The sequence below is a fragment of the Amycolatopsis sp. NPDC051716 genome (assembly GCF_040681595.1).
Lineage (GTDB): Bacteria > Actinomycetota > Actinomycetes > Mycobacteriales > Pseudonocardiaceae > Amycolatopsis.
Window position 1 is genome coordinate 1 of the sequence record NZ_JBFAZA010000045.1, and the last position, 23,998, is coordinate 23,998.

24 protein-coding genes are annotated in these 23,998 nt (G+C 72.5%); 11 read left to right on the forward strand and 13 right to left on the reverse strand.

Going from position 1 to position 23,998, the window contains the following annotated elements; genetic code table 11:
* Nucleotides 1-137: 137 nt before the first annotated feature.
* Both AB0M30_RS40860 and AB0M30_RS40865 read right to left on the reverse strand, forming a co-directional pair.
* The gene (locus AB0M30_RS40860; RefSeq protein WP_364595967.1) at nucleotides 138-992 is read right to left on the reverse strand and encodes an LLM class flavin-dependent oxidoreductase; all 855 of its coding nucleotides are present in this window, start codon (nucleotides 990-992) and stop codon (nucleotides 138-140) included.
* Nucleotides 989-2,011, reverse strand: coding sequence for an aldo/keto reductase (locus AB0M30_RS40865; protein ID WP_364595970.1), 1,023 nt, complete (start codon nucleotides 2,009-2,011; stop codon nucleotides 989-991). Before AB0M30_RS40865 ends, AB0M30_RS40860 begins: the two co-directional genes overlap by 4 nt.
* A gap of 86 nt (nucleotides 2,012-2,097) precedes the next feature.
* Here AB0M30_RS40865 and AB0M30_RS40870 point away from each other — a divergent pair, with 86 nt between their 5' ends.
* From AB0M30_RS40870 to AB0M30_RS40900, 7 genes are all read left to right on the forward strand, one after another.
* On the forward strand, nucleotides 2,098-2,670 hold the full coding sequence (locus AB0M30_RS40870) for a TetR/AcrR family transcriptional regulator (RefSeq protein ID WP_364595973.1): 573 nt from the start codon (nucleotides 2,098-2,100) through the stop codon (nucleotides 2,668-2,670).
* Nucleotides 2,667-3,101 carry a pyridoxamine 5'-phosphate oxidase family protein gene (locus AB0M30_RS40875; RefSeq protein ID WP_364595975.1) on the forward strand — a complete coding sequence of 145 codons (435 nt, stop codon included), beginning with the start codon at nucleotides 2,667-2,669 and terminating at the stop codon, nucleotides 3,099-3,101. Before AB0M30_RS40870 ends, AB0M30_RS40875 begins: the two co-directional genes overlap by 4 nt.
* A 162-nt stretch (nucleotides 3,102-3,263) precedes the next feature.
* Nucleotides 3,264-4,472 (forward strand): cytochrome P450, encoded by a 1,209-nt coding sequence (locus AB0M30_RS40880; protein ID WP_364596215.1) that lies wholly within the window; start codon nucleotides 3,264-3,266, stop codon nucleotides 4,470-4,472.
* Nucleotides 4,469-5,098, forward strand: a complete 630-nt coding sequence (locus tag AB0M30_RS40885) for a TetR family transcriptional regulator (protein WP_364595978.1) — start codon at nucleotides 4,469-4,471, stop codon at nucleotides 5,096-5,098. Before AB0M30_RS40880 ends, AB0M30_RS40885 begins: the two co-directional genes overlap by 4 nt.
* Nucleotides 5,099-5,109: 11 nt before the next feature.
* A complete protein-coding gene (locus AB0M30_RS40890) occupies nucleotides 5,110-5,310 on the forward strand; it encodes a ferredoxin (RefSeq protein ID WP_285985589.1) in 201 nt (66 codons plus the stop codon).
* Complete coding sequence (locus AB0M30_RS40895; RefSeq protein WP_364595981.1) at nucleotides 5,307-6,482, forward strand: FAD-dependent oxidoreductase; 1,176 nt, start codon at nucleotides 5,307-5,309, stop codon at nucleotides 6,480-6,482. Before AB0M30_RS40890 ends, AB0M30_RS40895 begins: the two co-directional genes overlap by 4 nt.
* Nucleotides 6,483-6,560: 78 nt before the next feature.
* Entirely contained in the window at nucleotides 6,561-7,973 is a 1,413-nt protein-coding gene (locus AB0M30_RS40900; protein ID WP_364595984.1) for a BNR repeat-containing protein, read from the forward strand.
* 4 nt (nucleotides 7,974-7,977) lie between these two features.
* Here the strand turns inward: AB0M30_RS40900 and glmS are convergent, their stop codons facing one another.
* Both glmS and AB0M30_RS40910 read right to left on the reverse strand, forming a co-directional pair.
* Complete coding sequence (gene glmS / locus AB0M30_RS40905) at nucleotides 7,978-9,801, reverse strand: glutamine--fructose-6-phosphate transaminase (isomerizing) (protein ID WP_364595987.1); 1,824 nt, start codon at nucleotides 9,799-9,801, stop codon at nucleotides 7,978-7,980.
* A 13-nt stretch (nucleotides 9,802-9,814) separates the two neighbouring features.
* Nucleotides 9,815-10,087, reverse strand: coding sequence for a hypothetical protein (locus AB0M30_RS40910; RefSeq protein WP_364595990.1), 273 nt, complete (start codon nucleotides 10,085-10,087; stop codon nucleotides 9,815-9,817).
* Nucleotides 10,088-10,182: 95 nt separating this feature from the next.
* Between AB0M30_RS40910 and AB0M30_RS40915 the strand changes: the two genes are divergently transcribed.
* Nucleotides 10,183-10,905, forward strand: a complete 723-nt coding sequence (locus tag AB0M30_RS40915) for a class I SAM-dependent methyltransferase (RefSeq protein WP_364595992.1) — start codon at nucleotides 10,183-10,185, stop codon at nucleotides 10,903-10,905.
* Here AB0M30_RS40915 and AB0M30_RS40920 read toward each other — a convergent pair.
* Nucleotides 10,859-11,812 (reverse strand): LysR substrate-binding domain-containing protein, encoded by a 954-nt coding sequence (locus AB0M30_RS40920; protein WP_364595995.1) that lies wholly within the window; start codon nucleotides 11,810-11,812, stop codon nucleotides 10,859-10,861. The two genes, AB0M30_RS40915 and AB0M30_RS40920, sit on opposite strands and share 47 nt — an antisense overlap.
* Nucleotides 11,813-11,884: 72 nt before the next feature.
* On the opposite strand from AB0M30_RS40920, the gene dapA reads away from it, so the two are divergent.
* Nucleotides 11,885-12,721: a 4-hydroxy-tetrahydrodipicolinate synthase gene (dapA, locus tag AB0M30_RS40925; protein WP_364595998.1), complete on the forward strand. Its 837-nt coding sequence runs from the start codon at nucleotides 11,885-11,887 to the stop codon at nucleotides 12,719-12,721.
* 43 nt (nucleotides 12,722-12,764) lie between these two features.
* Here dapA and AB0M30_RS40930 read toward each other — a convergent pair whose 3' ends face one another.
* From AB0M30_RS40930 to AB0M30_RS40945, 4 genes are all read right to left on the reverse strand, one after another.
* Complete coding sequence (locus AB0M30_RS40930; protein WP_364596001.1) at nucleotides 12,765-13,109, reverse strand: STAS domain-containing protein; 345 nt, start codon at nucleotides 13,107-13,109, stop codon at nucleotides 12,765-12,767.
* Nucleotides 13,106-14,275 (reverse strand): SpoIIE family protein phosphatase, encoded by a 1,170-nt coding sequence (locus AB0M30_RS40935; RefSeq protein WP_364596004.1) that lies wholly within the window; start codon nucleotides 14,273-14,275, stop codon nucleotides 13,106-13,108. Before AB0M30_RS40935 ends, AB0M30_RS40930 begins: the two co-directional genes overlap by 4 nt.
* A 59-nt stretch (nucleotides 14,276-14,334) precedes the next feature.
* On the reverse strand, nucleotides 14,335-15,144 hold the full coding sequence (locus AB0M30_RS40940; RefSeq protein WP_364596007.1) for an alpha/beta hydrolase: 810 nt from the start codon (nucleotides 15,142-15,144) through the stop codon (nucleotides 14,335-14,337).
* A 63-nt stretch (nucleotides 15,145-15,207) separates the two neighbouring features.
* A complete protein-coding gene (locus AB0M30_RS40945; protein ID WP_364596010.1) occupies nucleotides 15,208-15,876 on the reverse strand; it encodes a TetR/AcrR family transcriptional regulator C-terminal domain-containing protein in 669 nt (222 codons plus the stop codon).
* A 53-nt stretch (nucleotides 15,877-15,929) separates the two neighbouring features.
* Here AB0M30_RS40945 and AB0M30_RS40950 point away from each other — a divergent pair, with 53 nt between their 5' ends.
* The gene (locus AB0M30_RS40950; protein ID WP_364596013.1) at nucleotides 15,930-16,937 is read left to right on the forward strand and encodes a hypothetical protein; all 1,008 of its coding nucleotides are present in this window, start codon (nucleotides 15,930-15,932) and stop codon (nucleotides 16,935-16,937) included.
* On the opposite strand, the gene AB0M30_RS40955 is transcribed toward AB0M30_RS40950, so the two are convergent.
* The 4 genes from AB0M30_RS40955 to AB0M30_RS40970 all read right to left on the reverse strand — a co-directional run bounded on the left by AB0M30_RS40955 (nucleotide 16,938) and on the right by AB0M30_RS40970 (nucleotide 22,421).
* Complete coding sequence (locus tag AB0M30_RS40955) at nucleotides 16,938-17,309, reverse strand: STAS domain-containing protein (protein ID WP_364596016.1); 372 nt, start codon at nucleotides 17,307-17,309, stop codon at nucleotides 16,938-16,940.
* 279 nt (nucleotides 17,310-17,588) lie between these two features.
* Nucleotides 17,589-18,557 (reverse strand): hypothetical protein, encoded by a 969-nt coding sequence (locus AB0M30_RS40960; protein WP_364596019.1) that lies wholly within the window; start codon nucleotides 18,555-18,557, stop codon nucleotides 17,589-17,591.
* Between the two features lie 100 nt (nucleotides 18,558-18,657).
* A complete protein-coding gene (locus AB0M30_RS40965) occupies nucleotides 18,658-19,680 on the reverse strand; it encodes a GDSL-type esterase/lipase family protein (RefSeq protein WP_364596022.1) in 1,023 nt (340 codons plus the stop codon).
* Nucleotides 19,677-22,421, reverse strand: coding sequence for a hypothetical protein (locus tag AB0M30_RS40970; protein ID WP_364596024.1), 2,745 nt, complete (start codon nucleotides 22,419-22,421; stop codon nucleotides 19,677-19,679). Before AB0M30_RS40970 ends, AB0M30_RS40965 begins: the two co-directional genes overlap by 4 nt.
* A gap of 285 nt (nucleotides 22,422-22,706) precedes the next feature.
* Here AB0M30_RS40970 and AB0M30_RS40975 point away from each other — a divergent pair, with 285 nt between their 5' ends.
* On the forward strand, nucleotides 22,707-23,993 hold the full coding sequence (locus AB0M30_RS40975; RefSeq protein ID WP_364596026.1) for an extracellular solute-binding protein: 1,287 nt from the start codon (nucleotides 22,707-22,709) through the stop codon (nucleotides 23,991-23,993).
* Nucleotides 23,994-23,998: the final 5 nt, after the last annotated feature.

Consider the following 23,998-nt stretch of genomic DNA (forward strand, 5'->3'; position numbering starts at 1 on the left):
AGCTTGCGCTGTCTTCTCGCGCTGCGCTCTGTGTTGCGGGCCCGGCTCAAAGTGATTTCACGGCCTCAGGCGACGGGATGACCACCCCGCTCCTTGATTGGGTCAGGCTCGCGGCCACCAGACCCGGCGATCCCGCGCTACCGGCGGATCAGCTCATCCGCCACCCATTGCGCCACCCCTTCGGGATACGGATCCGCCAGCCCGAGCACGAAGTGCCCGAACCCGGCGTCGGCCGCCTCGGCGATCTTGCTCCGCGTCACCTCCGGCCGGTCGTAGTCCACCGGCAGGAAGATCGACCGGGTGATCTCCGCCGGGTCGCGGCCGATCTCCGCGCAGTACTTGTCCAGCAAGCGGCTGCGCCCCGCCAGGTCCGCGATGTCACCGCCGCCCGGGATGTTCCACATGTTCGCGTGCTCCGCGACCACCCGCAGGGTGGCGCTCGCCCGGCCGCCGATCAAGATCGGGGGGTGCGGGTGCTGCACCGGCTTGGGGTTCCCGAATGCTCCGGTCAGCCGGACGTGCGATCCCGCGAAGTCGAACGGCTCCGGGGATGTCCACAAGCGACGGATGACCGTGCACGCCTCCGCCAGCGCCGCGACCGCGTCGTCCTGACTGTGGTACGGCAGGCCGTGTGCGTCGTACTCGCGGCGGGCCAGCGGGTGGCTCGGCCGGGAGCCCGCGCCGATGCCGAAGTCGAGGCGGCCGCCGGAGACTATGTCGACCGTTGTGGCGATCTTCGCCAGCATCGCCGGTGGGCGGAATCGGTTGCTGGTGACCAGAAGCCCGATTCGCAGGCGGGAAGTCTGGGCCGCCAAGGCCGAAAGCAGCGTCCAGCCGTCGAAGATCGGGCCGTCCGGGTCGCCGCCGATCGGCATCAGGTGGTCGAACAGCCACGCGTGCTCGATCTCCGGCACCGTGTCCGCTTCCCGCCACACGCGCAGAATCTCGTCGTACCGCACCTGCTGAGGTGCGGTCAGGATGCCGAACCTCATCGGCGCCGCCGCAGCGACGGGTCGAGCAGGGCCGGCGGGGTGTCGAACTTCTCGCCCGGGGCCAGGTCGGTGCCCGGGGCGACGATCGCGTCGATCTCGTCGAGGACGTCGGCCGGCAGCACAGTGCCGGCGGCTTCGAGCTGCGAGCGCAGGTGGTCGAGCGTCCGCGGGCCGATGAGGGCGCTCGTCACGCCGGGGTGCGCGGTGACGAAACCGAGCGCGAGCTGGATCAGGGTCAGCCCGGCCTGCTCGGCGAGCTTGGCCAGCTGTTCGACGGCGTCGAGCCGGGCCCGGTTGGCGGGGACGTCGAGGTTGAAGCGCTCCGGCACGACCTTCGCGCGATTGCCACTCATCTCCCGGCCCGCGCGGACCGCGCCCGACAGCCAGCCCGAAGCCAGCGGGCTCCACGCCAGCACGCCCATGCCGTACTCCTCGGTCACCGGCAGCACGTGGGCTTCGATACCGCGCTGCAAGATCGAGTAGCTCGGCTGCTCGGTGACGTACCGGCCGAGGCGGTGCTCGCGGGCGGCCCACTGCGCCTGCACGATGCGGTACGCGGGGAACGTCGAGGACCCGAAGTAGCGGATCTTGCCCGCGCGCTGCAGGTCGGTCAGCGCGGAAAGCGCTTCCTCGTCGCTCGTGGCGGGGTCCCAGCGGTGGATCTGGTAGAGGTCGACGTGGTCGACGTCGAGGCGGCGCAGGCTGTCCTCGAGCGCGCGGACCAGCCAGCGGCGCGAGTTGCCGCGGTGGTTGCGCTCTTCGCCCATCGGCATGGTCGCCTTCGTGGCCAGCACGAGGTCGTCGCGGCGGCCGGCGATCGCCCGGCCGACGATCACCTCCGACTCGCCCTGGCCGTACATGTCGGCGGTGTCGATCAGGTTGATCCCGGCTTCGAGCGCGGCGTCGACGATGGCGGTGGCCTCGTCCTGGGGGACGCGCCCGATGGCGCCGAAGTTCATCGCGCCCAGCGCGAGGGTGCTGACCTGGACGCCGGTGCGGCCCAAGGTGCGGTACTGCATGGGGGGTGCCTCCGTGGCATGATGAGCAAACGGAACGTTGCTCCGCTAACGATACGGAACATTGCTCCGCTTAGCAAGGAGGGGTCGTGGGCGAACTCAAGCCCAAGCGGGCGGATGCCCGGCGCAACGAAAAGGCGCTGCTGGACGCGGCGGCCGCGGTCTTCGTCGCGTCCGGCGTGGACGCGCCGGTGCGGGACATCGCGGCGAAGGCCGGGGTCGGGATGGGCACGATCTACCGCCACTTCCCGACCCGCGCGGACCTCGTCATCGCCGTCTTCCGGCACCAGGTGGACGCCTGCACGGAGGCGGGCCCCGCGCTGCTGGCCGCCAGCGAATCGCCGTACGCCGCGCTGGCGCGGTGGATCGACCTGTTCGTCGACTTCCTGGTGACCAAGCACGGGCTCGCCGGGGCTCTCCAGTCCGACAACGCCGGCTTCGAGACGCTGCACGCGTACTTCCTCGACCGCCTGGTGCCGGTGTGCGGCGAGCTGCTCGACGCCGCCGCCGCGGCCGGCGAGATCCGGGCCGAGGTGGCGCCCTTGGACCTCATGCGCGGCGTCGGCAACCTCTGCATCGGCGCGGACGACCCCCGGTACGACGCACGCCGGATGGTGAAAGTCCTCGTCGCCGGACTGCGGTGCGGCACGATGGGCGCATGACGGCGTGGCGGGAGTTCGAAGCGGCGGAGCCGGAGTTCGCGCGGCGGGTGCGGGCCCTGTTCGACGCGCACAAGCACAAGACGATCGCCACCCTGCGGGCCGACGGCTCGCCGCGGATCTCGGGGATCGAAACGGCTTTCGAGGACGGTGAGCTGGCCTTCGGGTCGATGCCGAACGCGCGCAAGGGCGCGGACCTGCGGCGGGATCCGCGGTTCGCGCTGCACAGCGCCACGGTCGACCCCGTCGAGGGCGCCGAGGCGCAGTGGCCGGGGGAGGCGAAGATCGCCGGGCGGGCGCGCACCGAGGACGGCGAGCGGTTCCTGGCCGACGTCGCCGAGGTCGTCCACACCCACCTGAACGAGGCGGCAACGTTGCTGGTCGTCGAGTGGTGGACGCCGGAGGGCGGTCTGCGCAAGGTCGAGCGCGAGTAGTCGGCCCGCCCCAAGGTCGCGAATGAGTCATTCGCGACCTCTGAGGTCCCGAATGAGTCATTCGCGGCATCCGGGTGCGCCTCGATTAAGTCAACTGCTTGACTTAATCGCGGATCGTCGCCATGCTCGGGACAGGGGACATTCACCAACGAGAGGCCCGTGATGACGCCCAGCCACACCGACCCGTTGCCGCGTTTCCCGTTCGAGGCCGCCACCGCGCTGGCGCCGCCGGCCGAGTGGGCGGAGTTCCGGGAGAAGTGCCCGGTCGCGCGCGTGGCGCTGGCCAGCGGGGACGAAGCCGCCCTGATCACCCGCTACGACGACGTCAAGACCGTGCTGTCCGATCCGCGGTTCACCCGCCCGACGCCGGCGGACAACGCGGCCCGCGTCGCGGACACCGAGTCGGGCGGGGTGTTCAACAGCGAGATGGCGACCGTGCTCCCGCAGCACGGCGAAGCGCACCTGAAGTGGCGGCGCCTGCTGGGGAAGTGGTTCACCGCCAAGCGGATGAACGCGCTGCGGCCGGGCATGGCGGCGATGGCCGAGCAGCTCATCGACGAGCTGGTCGCGAAGGGCGCGCCCGGCGACCTCAAGGCCGGCCTCGCCTTCCCGCTGCCGGTCTGGGTCATCTGCGACATGCTCGGCGTGCCGGACACCGACCGCGACCGGTTCGCCCACTGGTCCGACGTCATGCTCAGCATGACCCGCTACACCCAGGCGGAGTTCGACGCGGCGCAGGCGGAGTTCGGCCGGTACATGGGCGCGCACATCGCGGCCAAGCGGGCCGAGCCGGGCGAAGACATCCTCAGCGCGCTGATCGCCGAGGGCGCCGGCTGGTCCGACGCGATGCTGACCGCCACCGGCATCGGCCTGCTCATCGCCGGCCACGAGACCACCGCGAACATGATCGCGAAGATGACGGCGATGCTGCTGGCCGACCGGAGCCGGTGGGAGCAGCTGCTGGCCGACCCGTCGCTGGTGCGCACGGCGGTCGAGGAGGCGCTGCGGGCGGACGCCAACGCGGGGGTGGGCATGCAGCGCTACCTCACCGAGGAGTTCGAGGTCGGCGGCACGGTGCTGCCGGCCGGGACGACCGCGATGTGCAGCATGGCCGCGGCCAACCGCGACGAGGACGCCTTCGAGAACGCCGCCGAGCTGGACCTGACCCGCAGCCCGAACCCGCACCTGGCCTTCGGCGCCGGCGCGCACGCGTGCCTCGGGCAGCCGCTGGCCCGCACCGAGCTGCAGGTCGTGCTGGAAGTGCTGCTGCGCAAGCTGCCGAACCTCGAGCTCGCCGTGCCGGCGGACGAGCTGCGGCGGGTCGAAGGGCTCGCGGTCGGCGGCCTGCGGGAACTGCCCGTCCGCTGGTGACGGACCGGGCGCGGGCGACGCGGGAGCGGATCCTCGTGGCGGCGGAACGCCTCTACGCCGAACACGGCGTGCTGGCCGTGTCCAACCGGCAGATCAGCGAGGCGGCCGGGCAGGGGAACAACACCGCCGTCGGCTACCACTTCGGCACCCGGGCGGAGCTGGTGCGGGCCATCGTCCGCAAGCACACCGGGTCGATCGAACGGCTGCGGGATCGCCGGCTGGGCCAGGGCCACGCGGAGCTGCGGGACTGGCTCGGGTGCCTGGTGCACCCCACGACCGAGCACCTGGCCGGGCTGGGCACGCCCACCTGGTTCGCCCGGTTCGCCGCCCAGGTGATGACCGAGCCGTCGCTGCGCGCGGTCATCGTCGAGGAGACGCTGACGTCCCCGTCGCTGGCGCGGACCCTCGCGGGCCTCTACCGGTGCCTGCCCGGGCTGCCCGCCGAAGTCCGCGCCGAACGCAACGACATCACCCGCCTCGTGCTGATGCACGCGCTGGCCGAGCGGGAACGCGCTCTCGCCGAAGGCGCGGGCACCCCGGCGGCCGGCTGGCGCGACACCGCCACCGCCCTCACCGACGTGCTGGCCGGGCTGTGGCTCGCGCCGGTCACCGAGCAACTCCAGTGAAAGGAACCACCATGAAGGTCACCGTGGACGAAGCCAAGTGCTGCGGGGCAGGCACCTGCGTCATGCTCGCCCCGGACGTGTTCGACCAGCGCGACGACGACGGCATCGTCATCCTGCTCGACGAACACCCCGGCGAAGCGCTGCACGGCGTCGTCCGGGAGGCGGCGAGCGTGTGCCCGGGTGTGGCGATTTCGGTCAGCGAGCAGGGATGACCGGCGACGTCCTGGTCGTCGGCGCCTCGGCCGCCGGGCTCGCGACCGTGGAAGCCCTGCGCCGCAAGGGCTACGCCGGGCGCGTGACGGTCCTGGGTGCCGAGGCGCACCTGCCCTACGACCGGCCGCCGCTGTCCAAGCAGGTCCTCGGCGGGAGCTGGGCGCCCGGGCAGGCGCAGTTGCGGACGCCCGCGGCACTGTCCGCATTGGACGCCGAGTTCGTGCTCGGCGACCCGGCGGTGCGCCTCGACGCCGGGGCGCGGACCGTCCACACCGCGGCCGGGCGGATCCTGACCGCGGACGCGGTCGTGCTCGCCACCGGGCTGCGGCCGCGCACCCTGCCCGGGCAGGACGGCCTCGCCGGCGTCCACGTGCTGCGCACCCTCGACGACGCGCTGGGCCTGCGCGCGGACCTCGCGCCGGGCAAGCGGGTGGTGGTCGTCGGCGACGGTGTGCTCGGTGCGGAAACCGCCGCGACCGTGTGCGCGGCGGGCGTGCCGGTCACCCTCGCGGGCCCCCAGCCCGCGCCGCTGGCCTACCAGTTCGGCTCCTTCGCCGCGGGCCTGCTCGCCGGACTGCACGCTGCTCGCGGTGTCGAGCTGCGGCTCGGCTCCGCGGTCACCGGGCTGGCCGCCGACGACGGCCGGGTCTCGGGAGTGCGGCTGGCCTCCGGCGAGGTGCTGCCCGCCGACGTCGTCGTGGTCGCCTTCGGGGCCGCGCCGGCGACGGAGTGGCTGGCGGGCAGCGGGGTGCTGTGCGACAACGGTGTCGTGTGCGACTCCCGCTGCCGGGCGGCGGACGGGATCTACGCGGCCGGTGACGTCGCTCGCTGGCACCACGAGGGCCTCGATGCGCTGCTGCGGCTGGAAAACCGGACCAACGCCACCGAGCAGGCGGTCGCCGTCGCGGGGAACATCCTCGGCGAAGACCGCCCGTACACGCCGGTGCCCTACTTCTGGACCAACCAGTTCGACGCCCGGATCCACGTGCACGGGACGTTGTCGGCGGACGCCGAGGTGTCCATTGTGGAAGGTGACCCGGGCGTGGGCCGGTTCGTGGCGCAGTACCGCCGCGGGGGTGCCGTCACCGGCGTGCTCGGCTGGAACATGCCCAAGCAGGCCCGGCTGCGGCGCCAGGACATCGCCGGTGCGGTGCTGGCCGGGAGAACCTGAAACCCCCCATCCGTCGGTTGACGGCGGTGCGGCGGCGGTCGATCCTTGTTCGCGTTAACACCGCGGGAAGGGTGCGCCATGGCCACGAAGAGAGCGCTTTCCAGAATTCTCGGCGTGCTGGTGGCCGCGGCCCTGCCGCTGCTGCCCGCCGCACCCGCCGAGGCGGCCGTCTCCGTGGTCAAGATCGCCGACACCCAGCTCGACGCGAAGGCGCTGTACTTCGTCTCCTACGACGGGCTGGTGAACAACGACTCCTTCCAGCAGAGCGGGATCTTCAGCTACGCGGGCTACCAGTACGCGGCCTGGTACACCGCGGACCGCAGTGCCGTGGTCGCCCGGCGGGCCGGGGGCGCCGGCGCGTGGCAGACCGTCGCGCTGCCGCACAAGCTGACCGTGGACGACTCGCACAACGTCATTTCGATGGGCGTCTCGCCCGAGGACGGCCGGCTGCACGTGGCCATGGACACCCACGGCAACCAGGTCTACTACGTGGAGTCGGTGGCCGGGCTGCTGTCCGCGCCCGCTTCGCACGCCTGGACGTCGTCGGCGTTCGGCGGGGTCCAGCGCACGCTGAACGGCGTCGACCTCGGCGCGATCACGTACCCGCAGTTCGTCGTCACACCGGAGCGCAAACTGCAGCTCAGCTACCGGACCGGGGCGTCCGGCAACGGCACCAACGAGCTCGCCGAGTACAGCGGGGGCAGCTGGCGCAAGCTCGGCAAGTGGTCGTCGGCGACCGGCTCGTGGACCTCCGGCAACGGCGTCACCAGCACGACCCGCAACATGTACCTGCACGGCATCACCTACGGCCCCGGCGGCCGGCTGCACACGACGTTCACTTGGCGCGAAGGCAATTCCGGGGTGCTGTGCAACTCCGGCGGCCTCGCCAACCACGACACCGGCTACGCCTACAGCGACGACCGCGGCCGGACCTGGCGGAACAACGCCGGCGCGGTCATCGCGACGACGGGCGGCACGCCGGTGGCCGTGTCCTCGCCCGGCACGGTCGTGGACCCGCTCGGCGTCGACCACGGGCTGATGAACCAGGAGAGCCAGGCCGTCGACTCCGCGGGGCAGCCGCACGCGGTGATCAGCTACGTGCCCGGCCGGTTCACCCAGTGCGTCTCGAACTACTCCGCGCAGCGCAAGCAGTACGGCCGCACGTTCTTCCTCAGCCGGGCGGCCGACGGCAGCTGGACCAAGCGCGAAGTGCCGGTCGCGCCCGAGTCCACCCAGCGGACGAAGCTGGTCTTCGACCGCGCCGACAACGCCTACCTCGTCATGCCGTACGGGCGGATCGTCGCGGCCACCAAGGCGAGCGGCTGGACCGACTGGAAGACGGTGTACAGCCCGGACCTGAACGCCTTCGGCGAAGTCGACGTCGACGACTCGCGGCTGGCCACCGACGGCGTGCTCTCCGTGCTGTACCAGCAGGCTTCGAGCGGGACGACACCCTCGCCGATTCGGGTGGCCGACTTCCGCCTGGGCTGAAGTGCTACTCGACTGTGACGGATTTCGCCAGGTTGCGCGGCTTGTCGATGTCGTAGCCCAGGGTCAGCGCCGCGTGGTAGGCGAGCAGCTGCAGCGGGATGGTCAGCAGGATCGGGTCGAGCTCCGGCTCGGTCTTGGGCACCACGATCCGCGGGACGTCCAGTTCGCCGAAGTCGACGTCCGCGTGGGTCACCGCCAGTACCGCGCCGCCGCGGGCCTTGATCTGCTGGACCGCGGCCAGGTTGCGCCCGGTCAGCTCGTCCGACGGCACGATGGCGACCGTCGGGAGTGCTTCGTCGATCAGCGCGAGCGGGCCGTGCTTGAGCTCCGAGGTCTGGTACGCCTCGGCGTGGCGGTAGGAGATCTCCTTGAACTTCTGCGCGCCCTCCCGGGCCACCGGGAAGCCGCGGACCCGCCCGACGAAGAAGAGGCTCTTCGCGGCGGCGACGGTCTTCGCGTGCTCGGCGATCTCCGGTTCGAAGTCCAGGACGGCCTTGATCTGGCCGGGCAGCGCGCGGATCGCGTCGATGATCCGCTGACCGTCCGCATTGGACAGATCGCGCACCCGGCCGAGGGCCAGCGCGATCAGCGCGAACCCGACGGCCATGTTGGTCAGCGCCTTGGTCGAGGCGACCGCGATCTCCGGGCCGGCGTGCAGGTAGACGCCGCCGTCGCAGGCGCGGGCGATCGTCGAGCCGACGACGTTGACCAGGCCGACGACCCGGCCGCCCTTGCGCTTGATTTCCTCGACGGCGAAGGCGGTGTCGATCGTCTCGCCGGACTGGCTGACCGCGATGTAGAGCGTGTCGGCTTCGATGATCGGGTTGCGGTAGCGGAACTCCGACGCGGCTTCGGCGTCGGCCGGGATCCTCGCCAGCTCCTCGATCATCGTCGCGCCGATCTGGCCGACGTAGTAGGCGGAGCCGCAGCCGAGGATCTTCACGCGGGCGAAGCCGCGCAGCTCCCGCGGCGTCAGGTTGAGCCCGTCCAGGCGGGCGACGCCGAACCGGTCGTCCAGCCGGCCGCGGATGATCCGCTCGACGGATTCGGGCTGTTCCTGGATCTCCTTGGCCATGTAGTGCGGGTAGCCGCCCAGGTCGAGGTCCTCGGCGTTGATGTCGATCTCGGTGGCGGGCTTGGTGGTGTCGCTCTCGTCGACGGTGAAGGTGCGGTAGCCGGTGGCGAAGACGGTCGCGAACTCGCCGTCGTCGAGGTGCGCGACCTGCGAGGTGTGCCGGACGAGCGCGGCGAGGTCGCTGGCGACGAACATCTCCCGCTCGCCGACGCCGATGATCAGCGGCGAGCCGTTGCGCGCGATGACCAGGCGGTCCGGGTGCGCGCTGTCGGTGACGGCGATCGCGTACGTGCCGGTGATCCGCGAGACCGCCTCCACGACGGCGTCCTCGAGGTTTTCGGCGGCCGACCGCGCGATCAGGTGGGCGAGGACCTCGGTGTCGGTCTCGGAGGTGAGGGTGACGCCGGCGTCGGCGAGCTGGGCGCGCAGCGTGTCGGCGTTGTCGATGATGCCGTTGTGGACGACGCTGATCCGGCCGTCCTCGGACGTGTGCGGATGGGCGTTGGCCTCCGACGCGGGCCCGTGCGTGGCCCAGCGCGTGTGCCCGATGCCGGCCTTGCCGGCGAGCCGCTTGGGCAGCGCGGCGGTGAGGTTGCGCACCCGGCCGACGACGCGGTGGACCTGGGTGCCGCCCTTGGCGCCGAGGACGGCGATGCCCGCCGAGTCGTACCCGCGGTACTCGAGCCGGGTCAGGCCCTCGAGCAGGATGGGGGCGGCGTTCTGGCCGCCGATGTAGCCGACGATCCCGCACATGGCGAACCTCTTCCTAGCCGTAGACGATGCGGCGCAGCTGCCGCTCGGAGAGGACCGGCGCGGCCACCAGCCGGCCACGGAGCTCGGCGGCGATCAGCGGGAAGATCTCGGGGTTCTTCCGGCCCTGGGCCTGCAGCTCGGCGTGCCGGTGGCGCACGTAGTCCTCGGTGGGAGTCCGGTAGAAGGCCAGGACATCGTCGACGACCCGGGCGGCGACCCCGGGCGGCAGCCCGGTGGACGCGGCCACGCGCTCGACGATGTCGGTGTCCTCCACGCGGGCCATCATGCCTCTTCGCGCGGTGAACCCCAAATTCTTGCCCGAAATCGGGCAAGTTCTAATTTCGTTGGACAGTGTCACCCGTCCCGGACGAGGGTGGCGGGGTGCGACAGGACATCTGGGACGCCGAGACGGCCGAGCGGTACGACACCCCCGGCACCGGCATGTTCGCCCCCGAGGTCGTCGAGCCCGCCGTAGCGCGCCTGGCCGAGCTGGCCGGCGACGGCCGGGCGCTGGAGTTCGCCATCGGCACCGGGCGGATCGCCGTCCCGCTCGCCGAGCGCGGGGTGCCCGTCACCGGCATCGAGCTCTCCGAGCCGATGCTCGACCGGCTGCGGCGGAAGGCGGCGCTCCCGGTCGTCGTCGGGGACATGGCGACGGCGCGGGCCGAGGGCCGGTTTTCGCTGGTCTACCTCGTGTACAACACGATCTCGAACCTGCTCACCCAGGATGGGCAAGTGGCGTGCTTCCGCAACGCCGCCCGCCACCTGGACCCGGGCGGCCGGTTCGTGATCGAGCTGGGCGTCCCCGAGCTGCGGCGGCTGCCGCCGGGGCAGGACGCCGTGGTGTTCCGCGCCGACAACGGGTACGTCGGTGTCGACACCTACGACACCGTGCGCCAGCACCTGGTGTCGCACCACTTCACGTTCGGCGACGGCCGGCAGGCGCGGGTGGGCCGCTCGCCGCACCGCTACATCTGGCCGGCCGAGCTGGACCTGATGGGCCGCCTGGCCGGGTTCGAGCTCGAGTCAAGGCACGCGGACTGGACCGGCGCGGAGTTCACGACGGCGTCGGAATCGCACGTTTCGGTCTATCGGCTGGGCTGATCGCTTCGCCCGGGGAAGCCGCGGGGGCCAGTTCGGCCAGCACCGCCCGGATCGCCGGGCTCGCCTCCGCACTGCGCCGCCACACCGCGTGCACCTCGCGCTTCGGCGGCCGCCGCAACGGCCGCGCCACCAGGCCTTCGCCCAGCGGCGGCCGCGCGAGCCGGGGGATCAACGCCACCACCTCGCCCGGAACCACCAGCGACAGCTGCGTCGCGAAGTCGTCCACCGAGTGGCGCACGTCCGGCTGGGCCTGCGCGAACAACCGCCGGAACCACTGGTGGCACACGGTTCCCGGCGGGCTGGTCACCCACGCGTGCCCGGCCAGGGCGGCCTCGTCGAGCGGCGCGTCGAGCCGGGCCAGCGGGTGCTCGCGGCTCATCACCACGTCGCCGAGGTCCGTGTGCAGCCAGCGCCGCACCAGCGACGGCGGCAGCGGGGCCGGCAGCAAGCCGTCGGCGTCGTGGACGAGCGCCAGGTCCGCCGTTCCCGCGCCGACACTGTGCAACGCCTCGTCGGGGTCCTGCTCCGTGAACTCCACGCGCAGCTCCGGGCACCGCGCCGCCAGCCGGGGCACGACCGGGGCGAGCAGGCCGCGGATGGCCGTCGAAAACGCCGCCACCCGCAGCGTGCCGCGCGGTGCGGCCGCCGACACCGACCGGGCCGCTTCGGCGCAGCGTTCCAGCGCCTGGAACACCTCCGGCGCCGAGTCGGCGATCGCCTGCCCGGCCGGGGTCAGCACCACCCCGCGGCCCGCCGGGGCCAGCACCGGCACCCCGATCTGGCGTTCCAGCCGCTTGATCTGCTGCGACACCGCCGACGCCGTGAACCCGAGCTCCTCGGCCGCCCGGGCCAGCGACCCGAGTGCCGCCACCGCGCGCAACGCCCGCAGCGCGCCCACCTCGATCATGAAGCCAGGCTACGCAATACCCGCAAAAAAGCATCGCTGGACCGCAGCAGTCGCACTGGGCAAGGTCAGGGCATGACCGAATTCGGCGCCAACCTCGTCGCGATGGTGACTCCCATGCAGCCCGGCGGCGCGCTCTGCGAACCCGGCCTCGCCCGGCTCGTCGACCACCTGCTGGCCACCGGGTGCGACGGCCTCGTCGTCGGCAGCACCACCGGCGAGTCCCCGACGCTGTCCGGCGCCGAGTCCGCGGGCCTGATCCGGGCGGTGGTGGCCCGGACCGGAGACCGCGCCCGGGTGATCGCCGGCGTCGGCACCCACGACACGGCGACGAGTGTCCGCCGCGCCCGCGAAGCCGAGGCGGCCGGCGCCGACGCACTACTGCTCGTCTGCCCCTACTACTCGCGGCCGACGCAGGCCGGCGTGCTCGCCCACTGCCGGGCCGTGGCGGACGCCACCGAGCTGCCGGTGATGCTCTACGACGTCCCCGCGCGCACCGGCCTCGCGATGACGCCGGCGACCCTGATCGAACTGGCCGGCCACCCGCGGATCCGGGCGGTCAAGGACGCCAAGGGCGACCTGGCCGAAGCGACGACGGTCATGTCCCGGACGTCGCTGGCGTACTACTGCGGCATCGACGAGCTCAACCTGCCCTACCTCGCGTGCGGCGCCGCGGGCCTGGTCAGCGTCGTGGCCAACGTGGCCGCCGGGCGCACCGCCGACCTCATCCGCACCGTCCGCGACGGCGACCTCGAGCGGGCGCGCGCGATCAACAAGGAGCTGATGCCGGTGACGGACCGCCTGATGCGCGCCGGCACGGGCGCGGCGAACGCCAAGGCCGCCCTGGCGGATCTCGGGATCATCCCGCACGCGAGCGTGCGGCTCCCGCTTGTCGAAGCGAAGACCGCCTGATCAGCCTGCCGTCCCGGTCGGCCGGAGCTCGCCTTCGGGATCGTCAGTCCCTGAAGGCGTCTTCGGCGCTCGGGTACGTGGGGAAGAAGTCCGCGAGGCCGATCAGCCCGAACGTCCGGCTCAGCCGGGCCGGGAGGGCGGCCAGCGCGACGGCCGCTCCGGCCGCCTCGGCGACGTTGCGGGCCGCGATGAGCGCGGAGATCCCGCTGGAGTCGCAGAACGTCACCCCGGCCAGGTCCACCACCAGCACCTGGCCGGGCTGCAGGACGAGCGCGGCCACCTCGGCGCGCAGGCGCGGTGCGGTGGCCACGTCGAGCTCTCCCTCGACGGTCACCACCGCGCCGCCCGAGGTGGTGCGCGTCGTGACGGAGAACGAGGTACCGGTCACGGTCGTTCGCCTCCGGGAAGCGGGATGCTCAGCGCCAGCAGGGCCGTGTCGTCCTCGACGCCGTCGCCGAAGCCGGCTAGCAGGCCGGTGACCGCCGTGATCACCGCCGGTGCCGTCGTCGGCGCCAGGCCGGTCAGGTGCTCCTGCAGCTGTTCTTCGCTGTAGCGGACGCGGCCCTGGGTGCGGGCTTCGGTCAACCCGTCGGTGTACAGCAGGAGGGTGTCGCCCGGGGTCAGGAAGACGTCCACGGCGGCGAAGCGCGCGCGGGGCAGCGCCCCCACCAGCTGGCCGCCCGGGACAGGCAGGAACGTGGACGTGCCGTCGGCGCGGATCAGCAGCGCCGGCGGGTGGCCGCCGGTGGCCAGGGTGATCGCCGCGCCGCCGTCCCCGGGCCGGAGGTGGCCCTGGATTACGGTGCAGTAGCGCGGGTCCGGGCCGCGGTACTCGTGGTGCAGCACGGTGTTGAGGTGAGCCAGCACGGTGGCCGGGTCCGGGTCGTGCACCGCGGCGGCGCGCAGCGTGTAGCGCGCCAGGGACGTCACCACGGCCGCGGCGGCGCCCTTCCCGGACACGTCGCCGAGGAAGAACCCCCAGGTGTCGCCGGTCAGCGGGAACAGGTCGTAGAAGTCGCCGCCGACCTCGTCGGCCGACGCCGGGTGGTAGTAGGCCGCGACCTGCACCCCGGGCACCTCGGCCAGGGTGGGCGGCAGCAGGGTCTGCTGCAGCGTCCGCGCGAGCCGCTGCACCCGGTCGCGTTCGCGCTCGGCCTCTTCGCGCGCCCGCAGCAGTTCCTGCTCGTAGGCCCGCCGGTCGCGCGCGTCGAAGATCGTGGTCCGGATCAGCTGCGCCTGTCCGTCGGAGCCGGTCTTGACCGTCGAGGTCACCAGCACCGGCAGCCGGCTCCCGTCCGCGGCCTTCAGCTCGAAGGCGACCCCGCCGAGCTGACCCTGCATGCGCAGGAGCGGCGCGAAGTGCGTCTCGTGGTAGATCCGGCCGCCGACGGTGAGCAGGTCGGCGAACCGGCGCCGGCCCACGACGTCGTCACGCTCGTAGCCGAGCCAGCCGAGCAGCGTCGCGTTGATCTTCGCGATCGTGCCGTCCAGCAGTGTCGAGAGGTACCCGCAGGGGGCGTGCTCGTAGAGGTCTTCCGCGCTGTCCTCCAGCAAAGCCGAGAATTCCGGTGCGGCGCTTTCCTGACCACCCGGGCCCGGGTGGTCTTGGCACATCATGGGCCGCCCACGAACGCCGTGATCGCCTCGGCCGTCGCCTCCGGCGCGCTGAGCTGGGGGCAGTGCCCGGTCGCGGCCAGCGTCACCAGGGTGCTGCCGCTGATCTGCTCGTGGGTGAACCGCCCCACCTCGGGCGGCGCGATGGCGTCGTTCGAGCATTCGAGCACGAGCGTCGGCACCGCGACCTTCGCCAGGTCGGCCCGGTTGTCGGAGAGGAACGTCACCCGGGCGAAGACGCGCGCGATCGCGGGATCGGTGCGGCAGAAGCTGTTCGTCAGCTCCTCGCCGAGCTCCGGCCGGTCCGGGTTGCCCATGATCACCGGCGCCATCGTCGCCGACCAGCCCAGGTAGTTCGATTCGAGCGAGGCGAGCAGCTCGTCGATGTCTTCGCGGCTGAACCCGCCGCGGTAGCCGTCGTCGTCGAGGTAGCAGGGGGACGGCGTGAGCAGCACCAGCTTCGCGAACCGCTCCGGTTCCCGGTTGGCGGCCAGCACCGCGATCATCGCGCTGACCGAGTGGCCCACCAGCACGACGTCCCGCAGGTCCAGCTCGTGGCAGATGGCCAGGACGTCGTCGGCGTAGCCGTCGAGGCTGCCGTAGCGCTCGGGCGTCCAGGCGGCCAGGTCCGAGCGCCCGGCGCCGGTGTGGTCGAACAGCACGACCCGGTACCGCCGCGCGAGTTCGGGGACGACGAGACGCCACAGGTTCTGGTCACAGCCGAAACCGTGGGCCAGCAGGACGGTGGGGCCGTCTTCCCGGCCGGTGACGGTCACGTTGTTCCTGGCGCGCATGCTCACCGCGCACATCCTGCCACCGACCCGGCACCACCGTGGGCTGAGCGCCGGTTTTCCGCGTCCGCGGCTTCGAGCTCACCGCCGCCGCTGGGCGAAGCCGTCCAGCAGGCAGTCCAGGCCGAGCTCGAAGCGGGCGTCCGCCGTCAGGTCCGGCAGGTCCGGGAGCCAGGCGGCGAGCGAGTCGTCGGCCATCTCGCCCGCGTATGCCCCCAGGTCCTCGGTCGAGCCGATGCCGAACCGCTCGAGCAGCACCAGCTCGCGGCTGACGCTCATCGCCGTCCCGGTGACGTAGTTGTCCAGCAGCGAGGCGTAGGCGACGGCCGGCGTGAGGCCCGCGCCGTCGAGGACCGTCAGCAGGAAGGCGGCGCGGCGCAGGGTGCGGGGGCCGAACGGCGGCCGGCCGTCCACGAGCTCGGCGTACCAGCGGTGCCGGCCGATCATCGCCCACAGGCTGGTGGCGAGCCCGCGCAGGTCGCCGCGCCAGTCGCCGCTCGGGGCCGCGGGCACCGCGACCTCGGCCGACACCTCGTCGAGCATCAGGTCGACCAGGCCGTCCTTGTTCAGGACGTACCGGTACAGCGACATCGGCGCCGAGACGCCGAGCGCGTCCGCCACCGCCCGCATGGTCAGGGCGGCGACCCCGCCGGTGTCGGCGACTTCGATGGCCGCGCGCACGACCGACGCGCGGGTGAGGGCGTTCTTGCGGCCCGGCGGCTCCGGGTGGTGCCAGATGAGACGTGGCATGCGCGGAGTGTACAGCGTACATTCGAGTGTACGACGTACATTCGGGAGGGTGGATGCAGCTCCGGGGGATCAACTACGACACCGGCTTCGGCGGCGCGGTCGGCGACCGGTCGCGCCGGGACTTCGAGCCCGCGGTCGTGCGGCGGGAACTCGAGATCATCGCGACGGACCTGCACTGCGATGCGGTCCGGATCAGCGGCGACGATCCGGACCGGCTCGCGCTGGCCGCGCACGCCGCGGTCGACGCCGGGCTGCGCGTGTGGTTTTCGCCGTTCCCGATGGACCGCACGCCACCGCAGCTGACGCCCTACTTCGCCGAATGTGCCCGGCGAGCGGAGGAGATCCGGGTGCGGGACCCGGAAACGGTGCTCGTGCTCGGCTGCGAAATGTCCCTGTTCTGCACCGGGTTCGTGCCCGGCGCCTTCCTGCTGGAGCGCTTGCGCAACGCGGCGGATCCCGCCGCCTGGGCCGGGTTCTCCCGCGAGTGGGACTTCGGCACGATGCTCCGCGAGCTCGCCGGGGTCGCGCGGCAGCACTTCGGCGGCCGGCTCACCTACGCGGCCGGCGAGTGGGAGGAGATCGACTGGGCGGACTTCGATTTCGCCGCCGTCAACCTCTACCGCTCGGCCGCCAACGCCGGCGACTTCGCCCAGCACGTCCGGGCTCACCGGAGCCACGGAAAACCGCTGGTCGTCACGGAATTCGGCTGTTGCACCCACCGGGGCGCGGCCGACGCGGGCGGACTGGGGTGGACGATCGTCGACTTCGACGCCCGCCCGCGGACGCTGAACGGCGACTACGTCCGCGACGAGGCCGGTCAGGCGGCGTACTTCACCGAGCTGATGGACGTCTTCGAGGCCGAGGGCGTGCACGGCGCGTTCTGGTTCACCTTCGCCGGCTACGAGTACCCGTCCGGTCCGGAGCCCCGGCACGACCTCGACCTGGCGAGCTACGGCGTCGTCAGAGTCCTCGACGGATCGGACGGCACGGCGTACCCGGGGCTGACGTGGGAGCCGAAGGAGGTCTTCCACGCCGTCGCGGCCCGGTTCGCCCGGCCTTGATCAGCCGAGCGCGTCGTCCCGGGTGGCGGCGACGGCCAGCGCCTCGTGCAGGCCGGTCAACCGCAGGGTGCGGTTGACGACGCCGCCTTCGGGGGCGACGACCCGGACCCGGGTGCCGGGACCGGCCTCGCGCCGGGCCTCGAGCAGCGCCGTGATGCCGATGGACGCGAGGAAGGACACGTCGGACAGGTCGATGACCAACAGTTCCGGCGCGTCGGCGAGGGCGGTGGTGACGCCGTCGCCGAGCACGGGGGCACTGAGCAGGTCGATCTCGCCCGCCACCGCCAGCACGACCGCGCCGCCCGAGTGGTGGGCCGTCACGCGCAGGAGGTCCTGGGGCCGGACCCGGTTGCCCTCAGCGGCCACGATCACCCCTGGGCTGCATGCGGAAATCCCTTCTTCGCCGAGCGGCCGGTCCGCTCCGGATCGGTGGTACCCCGGCGTCGCAATGACGAAACATCGGGCAACGACCCGAACGGAGTCATTCTCGCGGGGCGGGTGTCCCGCCGGGCGTCATCGGGCCGCGCGTTGAACGCGATTACGGTGATCGGGGAGGCATCTCGCGTGATTGAGGAGTCGACTCGCGTGATTGGAGGGACGACACGCGTGACTGGAGGGGCGACACGGTGGGGCCGGGCCGGGCGTGAGAGGTCAGATCAGCGGCTCCGCCCGGTACCGCCCGATCCGGTCGACCAGGGCACCCACCGCCGCGTCGCCGCGATGCGCGCGCAGGAGCCGCTCCAACGGCGCCAGCCGGTCCTTCGGCCGGACCGAGCCCACGTGCCCGGCCAGCGTGACCGCTTCCTCGCCGATCCGGGTGGCCTCGTCGAGATCGCCCCGGAGCGCGTGGTTCTGGGCCAGCATGATCAACGTCAGCGATCGGCTCCGGGCCATGTCCGGGCCATAGCGGTCCGCCGCTCCGGTCAGCTGGGTGATCGCTTCGCCGCTGTGGCGGGCCGCCACCACGGTGGCCAGCTCCGTCAGGACCGTGCCGCGCATCGCCGCCATGTCCGGCTCGCGGAAGAACGCCTCCCACGGCCTCGGGTCCGGCCACGAACCCGCCGCCGCGAACGCCGTCTCGGCCTCCGCCAGCCGGGTCAGGGCCGTGCGCTCGTCGCCGCCCATCGCGAACGCCCACGCCTCGTTGGCCGCGAGGATCGCCAGGGCCCGGCGGGAATCCGAGCGCCGCGCGGCGGCCCGGCCCCGGGCGAACTCGCCCAGCGCACCGGGCACGTCGTGGCGGTGCAGGTGCACGCGGCCGAGCCGGTAGCGGATGTTCGCCACCAGGCTGTCGTTGCCGGCCTCGGCCGCGATCTCCAGCGCGCGTTCGAAGCGGCGCCGCGCCGGTTCCCCGCGTCCGATGTCGAACTCGGTCCAGCCCAGCAGGTTGTGCACGTCGGCCAGCACTGTGGACAGCCTGGCCCGCAACGGTTCCGGGACCGTACCCCAGTGCAGCAGCAGGCTCGCCGTCTTCACCACCCGGACGGCGTCGCGGCAGAACCCGCCGCCCTGCCGGTAATCCAGCGCCCGCAGGACACCGACGGCCGCTTCCAGCTCGCCGACGTCGGTGGTCTCGATGTGGATCGGAAGGGATTCGCCATCGCCTGTCGTCGTCACCATGACCTCACCTCGCGCAGTGCGCACGCATGGTCGGGTTGCCGGCGCCAGGGAGATACCCACGACGAGCCCGGCGGAAACGGCCGTCACCCGTCGGGGAACGTCAAGGACGCAGGAACCGCGCGAGCGGCAACCGGGCCTCGGCCATCGCCCGCGCGACGAGCGCGGCGAACTGCTCGGCGCCGTACCGGCTGAGGTGGGTCGCGTCGTCGACGCCGTCGTGCGCGAGCGTCAGGTACAGCGGCCAGGACGCGGCTTCGCCCAGGCTTTCCACCAGCGCCTGGCTGCGGGCGGTCAGGTCGAGCAGCGGGATCTGCTGCTGCCGGGCGACGTCCCGCAGCACCGCGGGCAGGTCCACGCCGAGGTTGTTGACGACGAGACCGAGCGGCGTGAGCTTGCCGTCCGCGCCGAACCGGTGCCGCACCGGGGGTGTGACCATGACCGGCAGCCCGCCCTGGTCCCGGACGCCGGTGATCAGGGTGGCGAGGTTGGCGCGGTAGACGTCTTCGGTCGTCTGCTTGTCGTTGTGCGCCAGCTGGATCAGGACCGTGTCCCCGCGCCGGATCATCGGCCGCACCCGGGCGAAGTAGAGCGGGTCCGCGAGGTAGCTGACCGTGCTCGCGCCCGATTGGGCGTAGTTCCGCACGCTCGGCCCGGCGCGGAAGAACTCCGGCAGCGCCTGGGCCCAGCCGTTCTTCGGCAGGTACGCCCAGTCCGACGCGGTGGAGTCGCTGATGACGAAGACCCGCGGCGCCCTCGGTTCCGGTGTCACCGCGATCCGGACCGGCTGCGGCGCCGGACCGGTGAGGTGCACCTGCAGTCCCGGCGTGCCCGGGCCGTCCTGGCCGCTCGGCATGCCCTCGGGCGTGCGCACCTCGACCGTCACCGAACGCTCGACGTACTGTCCCGCCCTGGTGGACACCGGGGCGAGCGCGATCCGCCGGGCCTCGACGTCCAGCCCGGTCGACCCGGCGTCCCGGCCGCCCAGCACCACGTCGATCCGGTAGTCGCCCGCCGGGACGTCGAACGAGCACGAGCCGGTGCACACGGTCCACCGTGGAGCCGCGTCCGCGACGGCCGGGAGGGTGCCGAGCGCGAGGGCGGCCACCAGGACGAGGATCTTCACGGCGCTTCCTCCGGGGCGATGGCGAGCAGGGCGATGGTGGCGAGGTTCCGCTGTGCGAAGTCGTTGGTGGCGAACGTGGCGAAGTCGCCGGCGGGGTTCGTCGTGGTCCGGGTGGGGATCTCCGTCACCGGAGCGGCCACCGCGGAACCGGTGACGCGTTCCGCGGGCGGCCACGGCTTGCCCGCCGGGTCACTGGTGAACTGGTCCCAGCCGCGCTTGCGCAGGTTCGCGTCGCCGAGCTGCTCGCCCGCCCAGGCCGTCACGCGGGAGTAGATCGTCTTGAACAGCCCCGGGTTGAAGTCGCGGCCGTACCGGGCGATCTTCTCGGCCGACGGCGCCTGCGCGTACCGGGCGAAGTCCAGGTAGGTCCGGCGGAACTCCGGGACGTCGACCAGGTCGAGGGCTTCCCAGAGGATCTGCTCGCCGAGGAAGGCCATCGACAGGTTGTAGCCGCCGTCGAAGTCGCCCTTCTCCAGGTTCACCAGGTGGCCGGTCGCCGGGTCGAAGCCGACCGCGCCGCCCGCCTCGCCGGTGAACAGCCCGGCGGGGAACGTGGCGATGTCCTTCATGCCGGTGACGATCCGGTCGCGCCAGCGGACGTCGCCGGTGCGTTCCCACTCCGTCAGCCAGTTGCTGACCAGCGCGTACCAGTCGGGTCCGATGCGGACGCGGGCCGGCGCCTTCGTCTGCGGCGGCAGGACTTCGCGCAGCGGGTCCACCGTGCGCAGCGTCTCGTCCACCTGCAGCGACGACCGGATCAGCTCGCCCAGCAGCTCGTCGGCGGTGAGGTAGTAGGAGAACCGCTTCGTGAACGACTCGCCGACCCGCGCCTCCTTGGCGCCGTCGCCCCAGTGGACGACGGCGTGGCGCGACCCGAGCCCGGCGAACCGGCCGCTGTGGTGGGTGTCCACTTCGGACACGTGCTGGGTCATCGCGTGCGCCAGCCGGAACGTCCGGGGATCGCCCGAGCGCAGGAAGGCGTACCAGAGCAGGGCGTCCGTGCCGAGCTCGGCGTTGTCCCAGGCGTACCCGCCGACGTCGTAGCGCCATTCGTGGCGGTCCGCGTCGTAGGTGTGCATGACGTCGCCGTAGTGCCAGAACCCGTACCACTCGCGCTCGTCGACCTGGTCGGCGTAGAACCCGATCTCCCGGGCGATCCCGTCTTCGAGGGCCGCCCGGGCCGGTGTGCTGCGGTCGGGCAGGCTCCAGCGGCCGAACACCCCGGCCGCGTGGTAGGTGCCCGGATCGGTGACGAGCTGCGGCGGCGCGGTCAGGGTGGCCGACAGCGCGGCGATCGTGTCGCGGGGCGGGGTGGCCGCCAGGGCCCACAGCCGCAGCTCGGTCGAGCGGACCATGCCCTGCGGCGTCGCGAAGCCTTCTTGGACGTCTTCGTAGGACAGGTCGAGCCCGTGGGCGACGGTGTCGTAGGTGCGCAGGTCCATCGCCGGGGCCAGCGGGGAGTACGACCAGAGCGTCACCGACGCCGTGTCCGTCGCCGCACCGCGGACGTCCAGGGAGCGCGGGGCGCGCTGCCAGAAGTCACGCAGCCCGAAGCCCAGCCCGCCGGCGGGACCGCCGACGTAGCCGAAGCCGGACGCGCGGTCGCCGTGACCCGCGTGCTTGAGCCAGCTGCCCGCGGCGCTCGTGCGCTTCCACACGGCGAAGTGGCGGGCGGACTCCTGGAACAGCGTGAAGTCGTTCCACAGAGCGAGGTTCTGGTAGCCGTCGCGCACCTGCTGGCCCCACTGCGCGACCGGCGGGGTGGCGGTGCCGTCGGTCTGGGCCTTCCGGACGGCCGTGCCGGGGTCGCGGCGCAGGCCGGTGAGCACCCGGACGGGCTCGCCCCAGACGCCGCCCGCGGCCGTGCCGAAGCGGACGTGCCGGTTGTGCGGCTCGTCGGTCAGCGGAACGGCGAACCGCAGGCCGAGCCCGCGGACGAAGTCGTGGTTTTCGTCGGCGTCCCAGCGGAAACTGTGCACCACGCGCAGGGATTCGTCACCCGCGCCGAGGTAGACGCGCAGGGTCCAGGGCAGGATCGCGCGGGTGCCGCGGCCGCGGTCGCGCCGGTACCGGCCGGTCAGCTTGACCACCGCGCGCACCGGGCCCGCCTGCTCGACCTCGGCGCGTTCGACGATGCCCGTCCAGTCCTCGCGGCGGGGCACCCGGGTCTCGCCGTCGTCGTCCGGCTGGTCCTGCAGCCGCAGCACCAGCTCGCCGTCGCGGGCGACGACCCGGCCGGCCCGGGACAGCGACGGCAGCGCGACGGCGCCGGTCGTGGCGAGCTTCAGCTCGACCGTTCCGTTGGCCACGGCGATTTCGCGCGGCGACCGGCGGACGGTGACCGGAACCGGTGGCGGCGCGGGTGTGCCGGGGGCCAGCGCGAAGGTGTCCGCGGTGGCGGCCGGCGGCACGGCGTGCCCGGTCCACTTGACCGAGCCGTCCGGCCAGTACGCCAGCGGCCACGACTGCAGCGGGACTCCGCTGCCGTCCCCGGCGTGCAGGGCCAGCGGGACGTTCCTGGACAGCGTTCCCCGCGGCCACGGGACGCCGAAGGCGCAGCCCACCGGGGCGGCGGGCCGGCCGTCCAGCCAGTGCAGGCGCACTTCGCCGCCGCCGGACGCAGGGGCGGTGTCCGGGGCGGTGGCCGCCGCGGCGGCCACCGGTGGGGTGACGGCGGTGGCGGCCAGTGCCGACACGCCGCCGAGGAAGACTCTGCGGGAAAGGGGGAACTGCGGGGACATCGTCGGCCTCCGGATCAGCTCGTCGCTGCCGCGATGAACCGATTCAAGCCAGACCGTTCCCGGGTTGTCAACCCGGTCGACCCGATCAGTCCAGTCCGCGAGTAAGCGCTTTCTCGATGATCGGAGGAACGCGTGCGGCCGTTCGATCGATTCGAAAGTTTCGGCGCTTTCGGGGCGATCATTGCTGGTTGACGCCGCCCGCGCGCGGACTTACCGTGCTTGAACCGATTCAAGACCGAATTCCGGTGAGCTCGCCCGGGTGGTGGTCGCCAGAAGGGAAATTCGATGAACGGACGGTTCGGGGTGCGCGCCGGCTGGGCGGCGGTCGTGGCGGTCACGCTGGCGGGTCTGGTCACCGGGTGCGGTAGCGGCGGCGACGCGCCGGGACCCACGACGATCCGCTTCGTCTGGTGGGGCAACGAAGACCGCGCCAAGGTCACCAAGGCCGCGGTGGACCTGTTCATGAAGGACAATCCGGGCATCACGGTCCAGACGGAGTACGCCGCGTACGACGCCTACTTCCAGAAGCTCTCGACCCAGGTCGCCGGCGGTGCGTCGCCGGACCTGGTCCAGCTGGACCGCGCGACGCTCGGCGAGTACCAGCACCGGCACGTGCTCGAGGACCTGAGTCCGTACGTGGGCAAGGCGGTCGACGTCACCGGGATCGCGCCCGCGCTGCTGGCCGGCGGGAAGATCGACGGGAAGCAGTACGCCGTGCCCGGCGGCCAGACCACGCAGATGCTCGCCTACGACCCCGCGGTATTCACGAAGGCCGGCGTCGAACCGCCGTCCGGGCCCGGCAAGAGCTGGACCTGGGCGCAGTTCGGCGACGGCTTGCGCAAGGTGGCCGCGACCGGGGTGGCCGGGACGACCGACTTCGGCTGGGCGATCGACTGGTTCGAGGTCTGGCTGCACCAGCACGGCAAGCAGCTCTACACCGACGACGGCAAGCTCGGCTTCACCGCCGCCGAGCTGACGCAGTTCTGGACGCTGACCGGCGGCCTGCGTGCGGCCAAGGCCGTCACCGCGCCCGAGGTCACCACGAAGATGGACGGCTCGATGCCGAACTCGGGCCTGGTCACCAAGCACGCCGGGTCGGAGATCAACTACGACTCCAGCCTCAGCGCCTACGTCTCGAGCTACGGCCCGGGGATCAAGGCGGCGCCGCTGCCCACCGACGGGACGGCGTCCGGCATGGCCGCGATGCCGCCGGTCACCTTCGCGGTCGCGCAACGCTCGGCCCACAAGGAGGCCGCCGCCAAGCTGCTGAGCTTCCTGGTCAACAACCCCGAAGCGGGGAAGCTGCTGGGCGTGGCGCGCGGGCTGCCGCCCAACACGGCGATCCGCGAGCAGGTCTGCGGCGCGGCCCAGGCCGCCACGAAGGCGGTGTGCGACTACGAAAAGTCGGTCGCCGACCGGATCGGCCCGGCCACCGGCCTGTGGCCCACCGGGTCCGCGGCGGTCAAGCGCGACTTCCAGCGCGTCTACGACGACGTGATTTTCGGCCGCACGAGTGTCGCCGACGGGGCCGCGCGCGTGGTGCAGACCGCGCAGCAGTCGCTCGGGTCCTGAGGGAG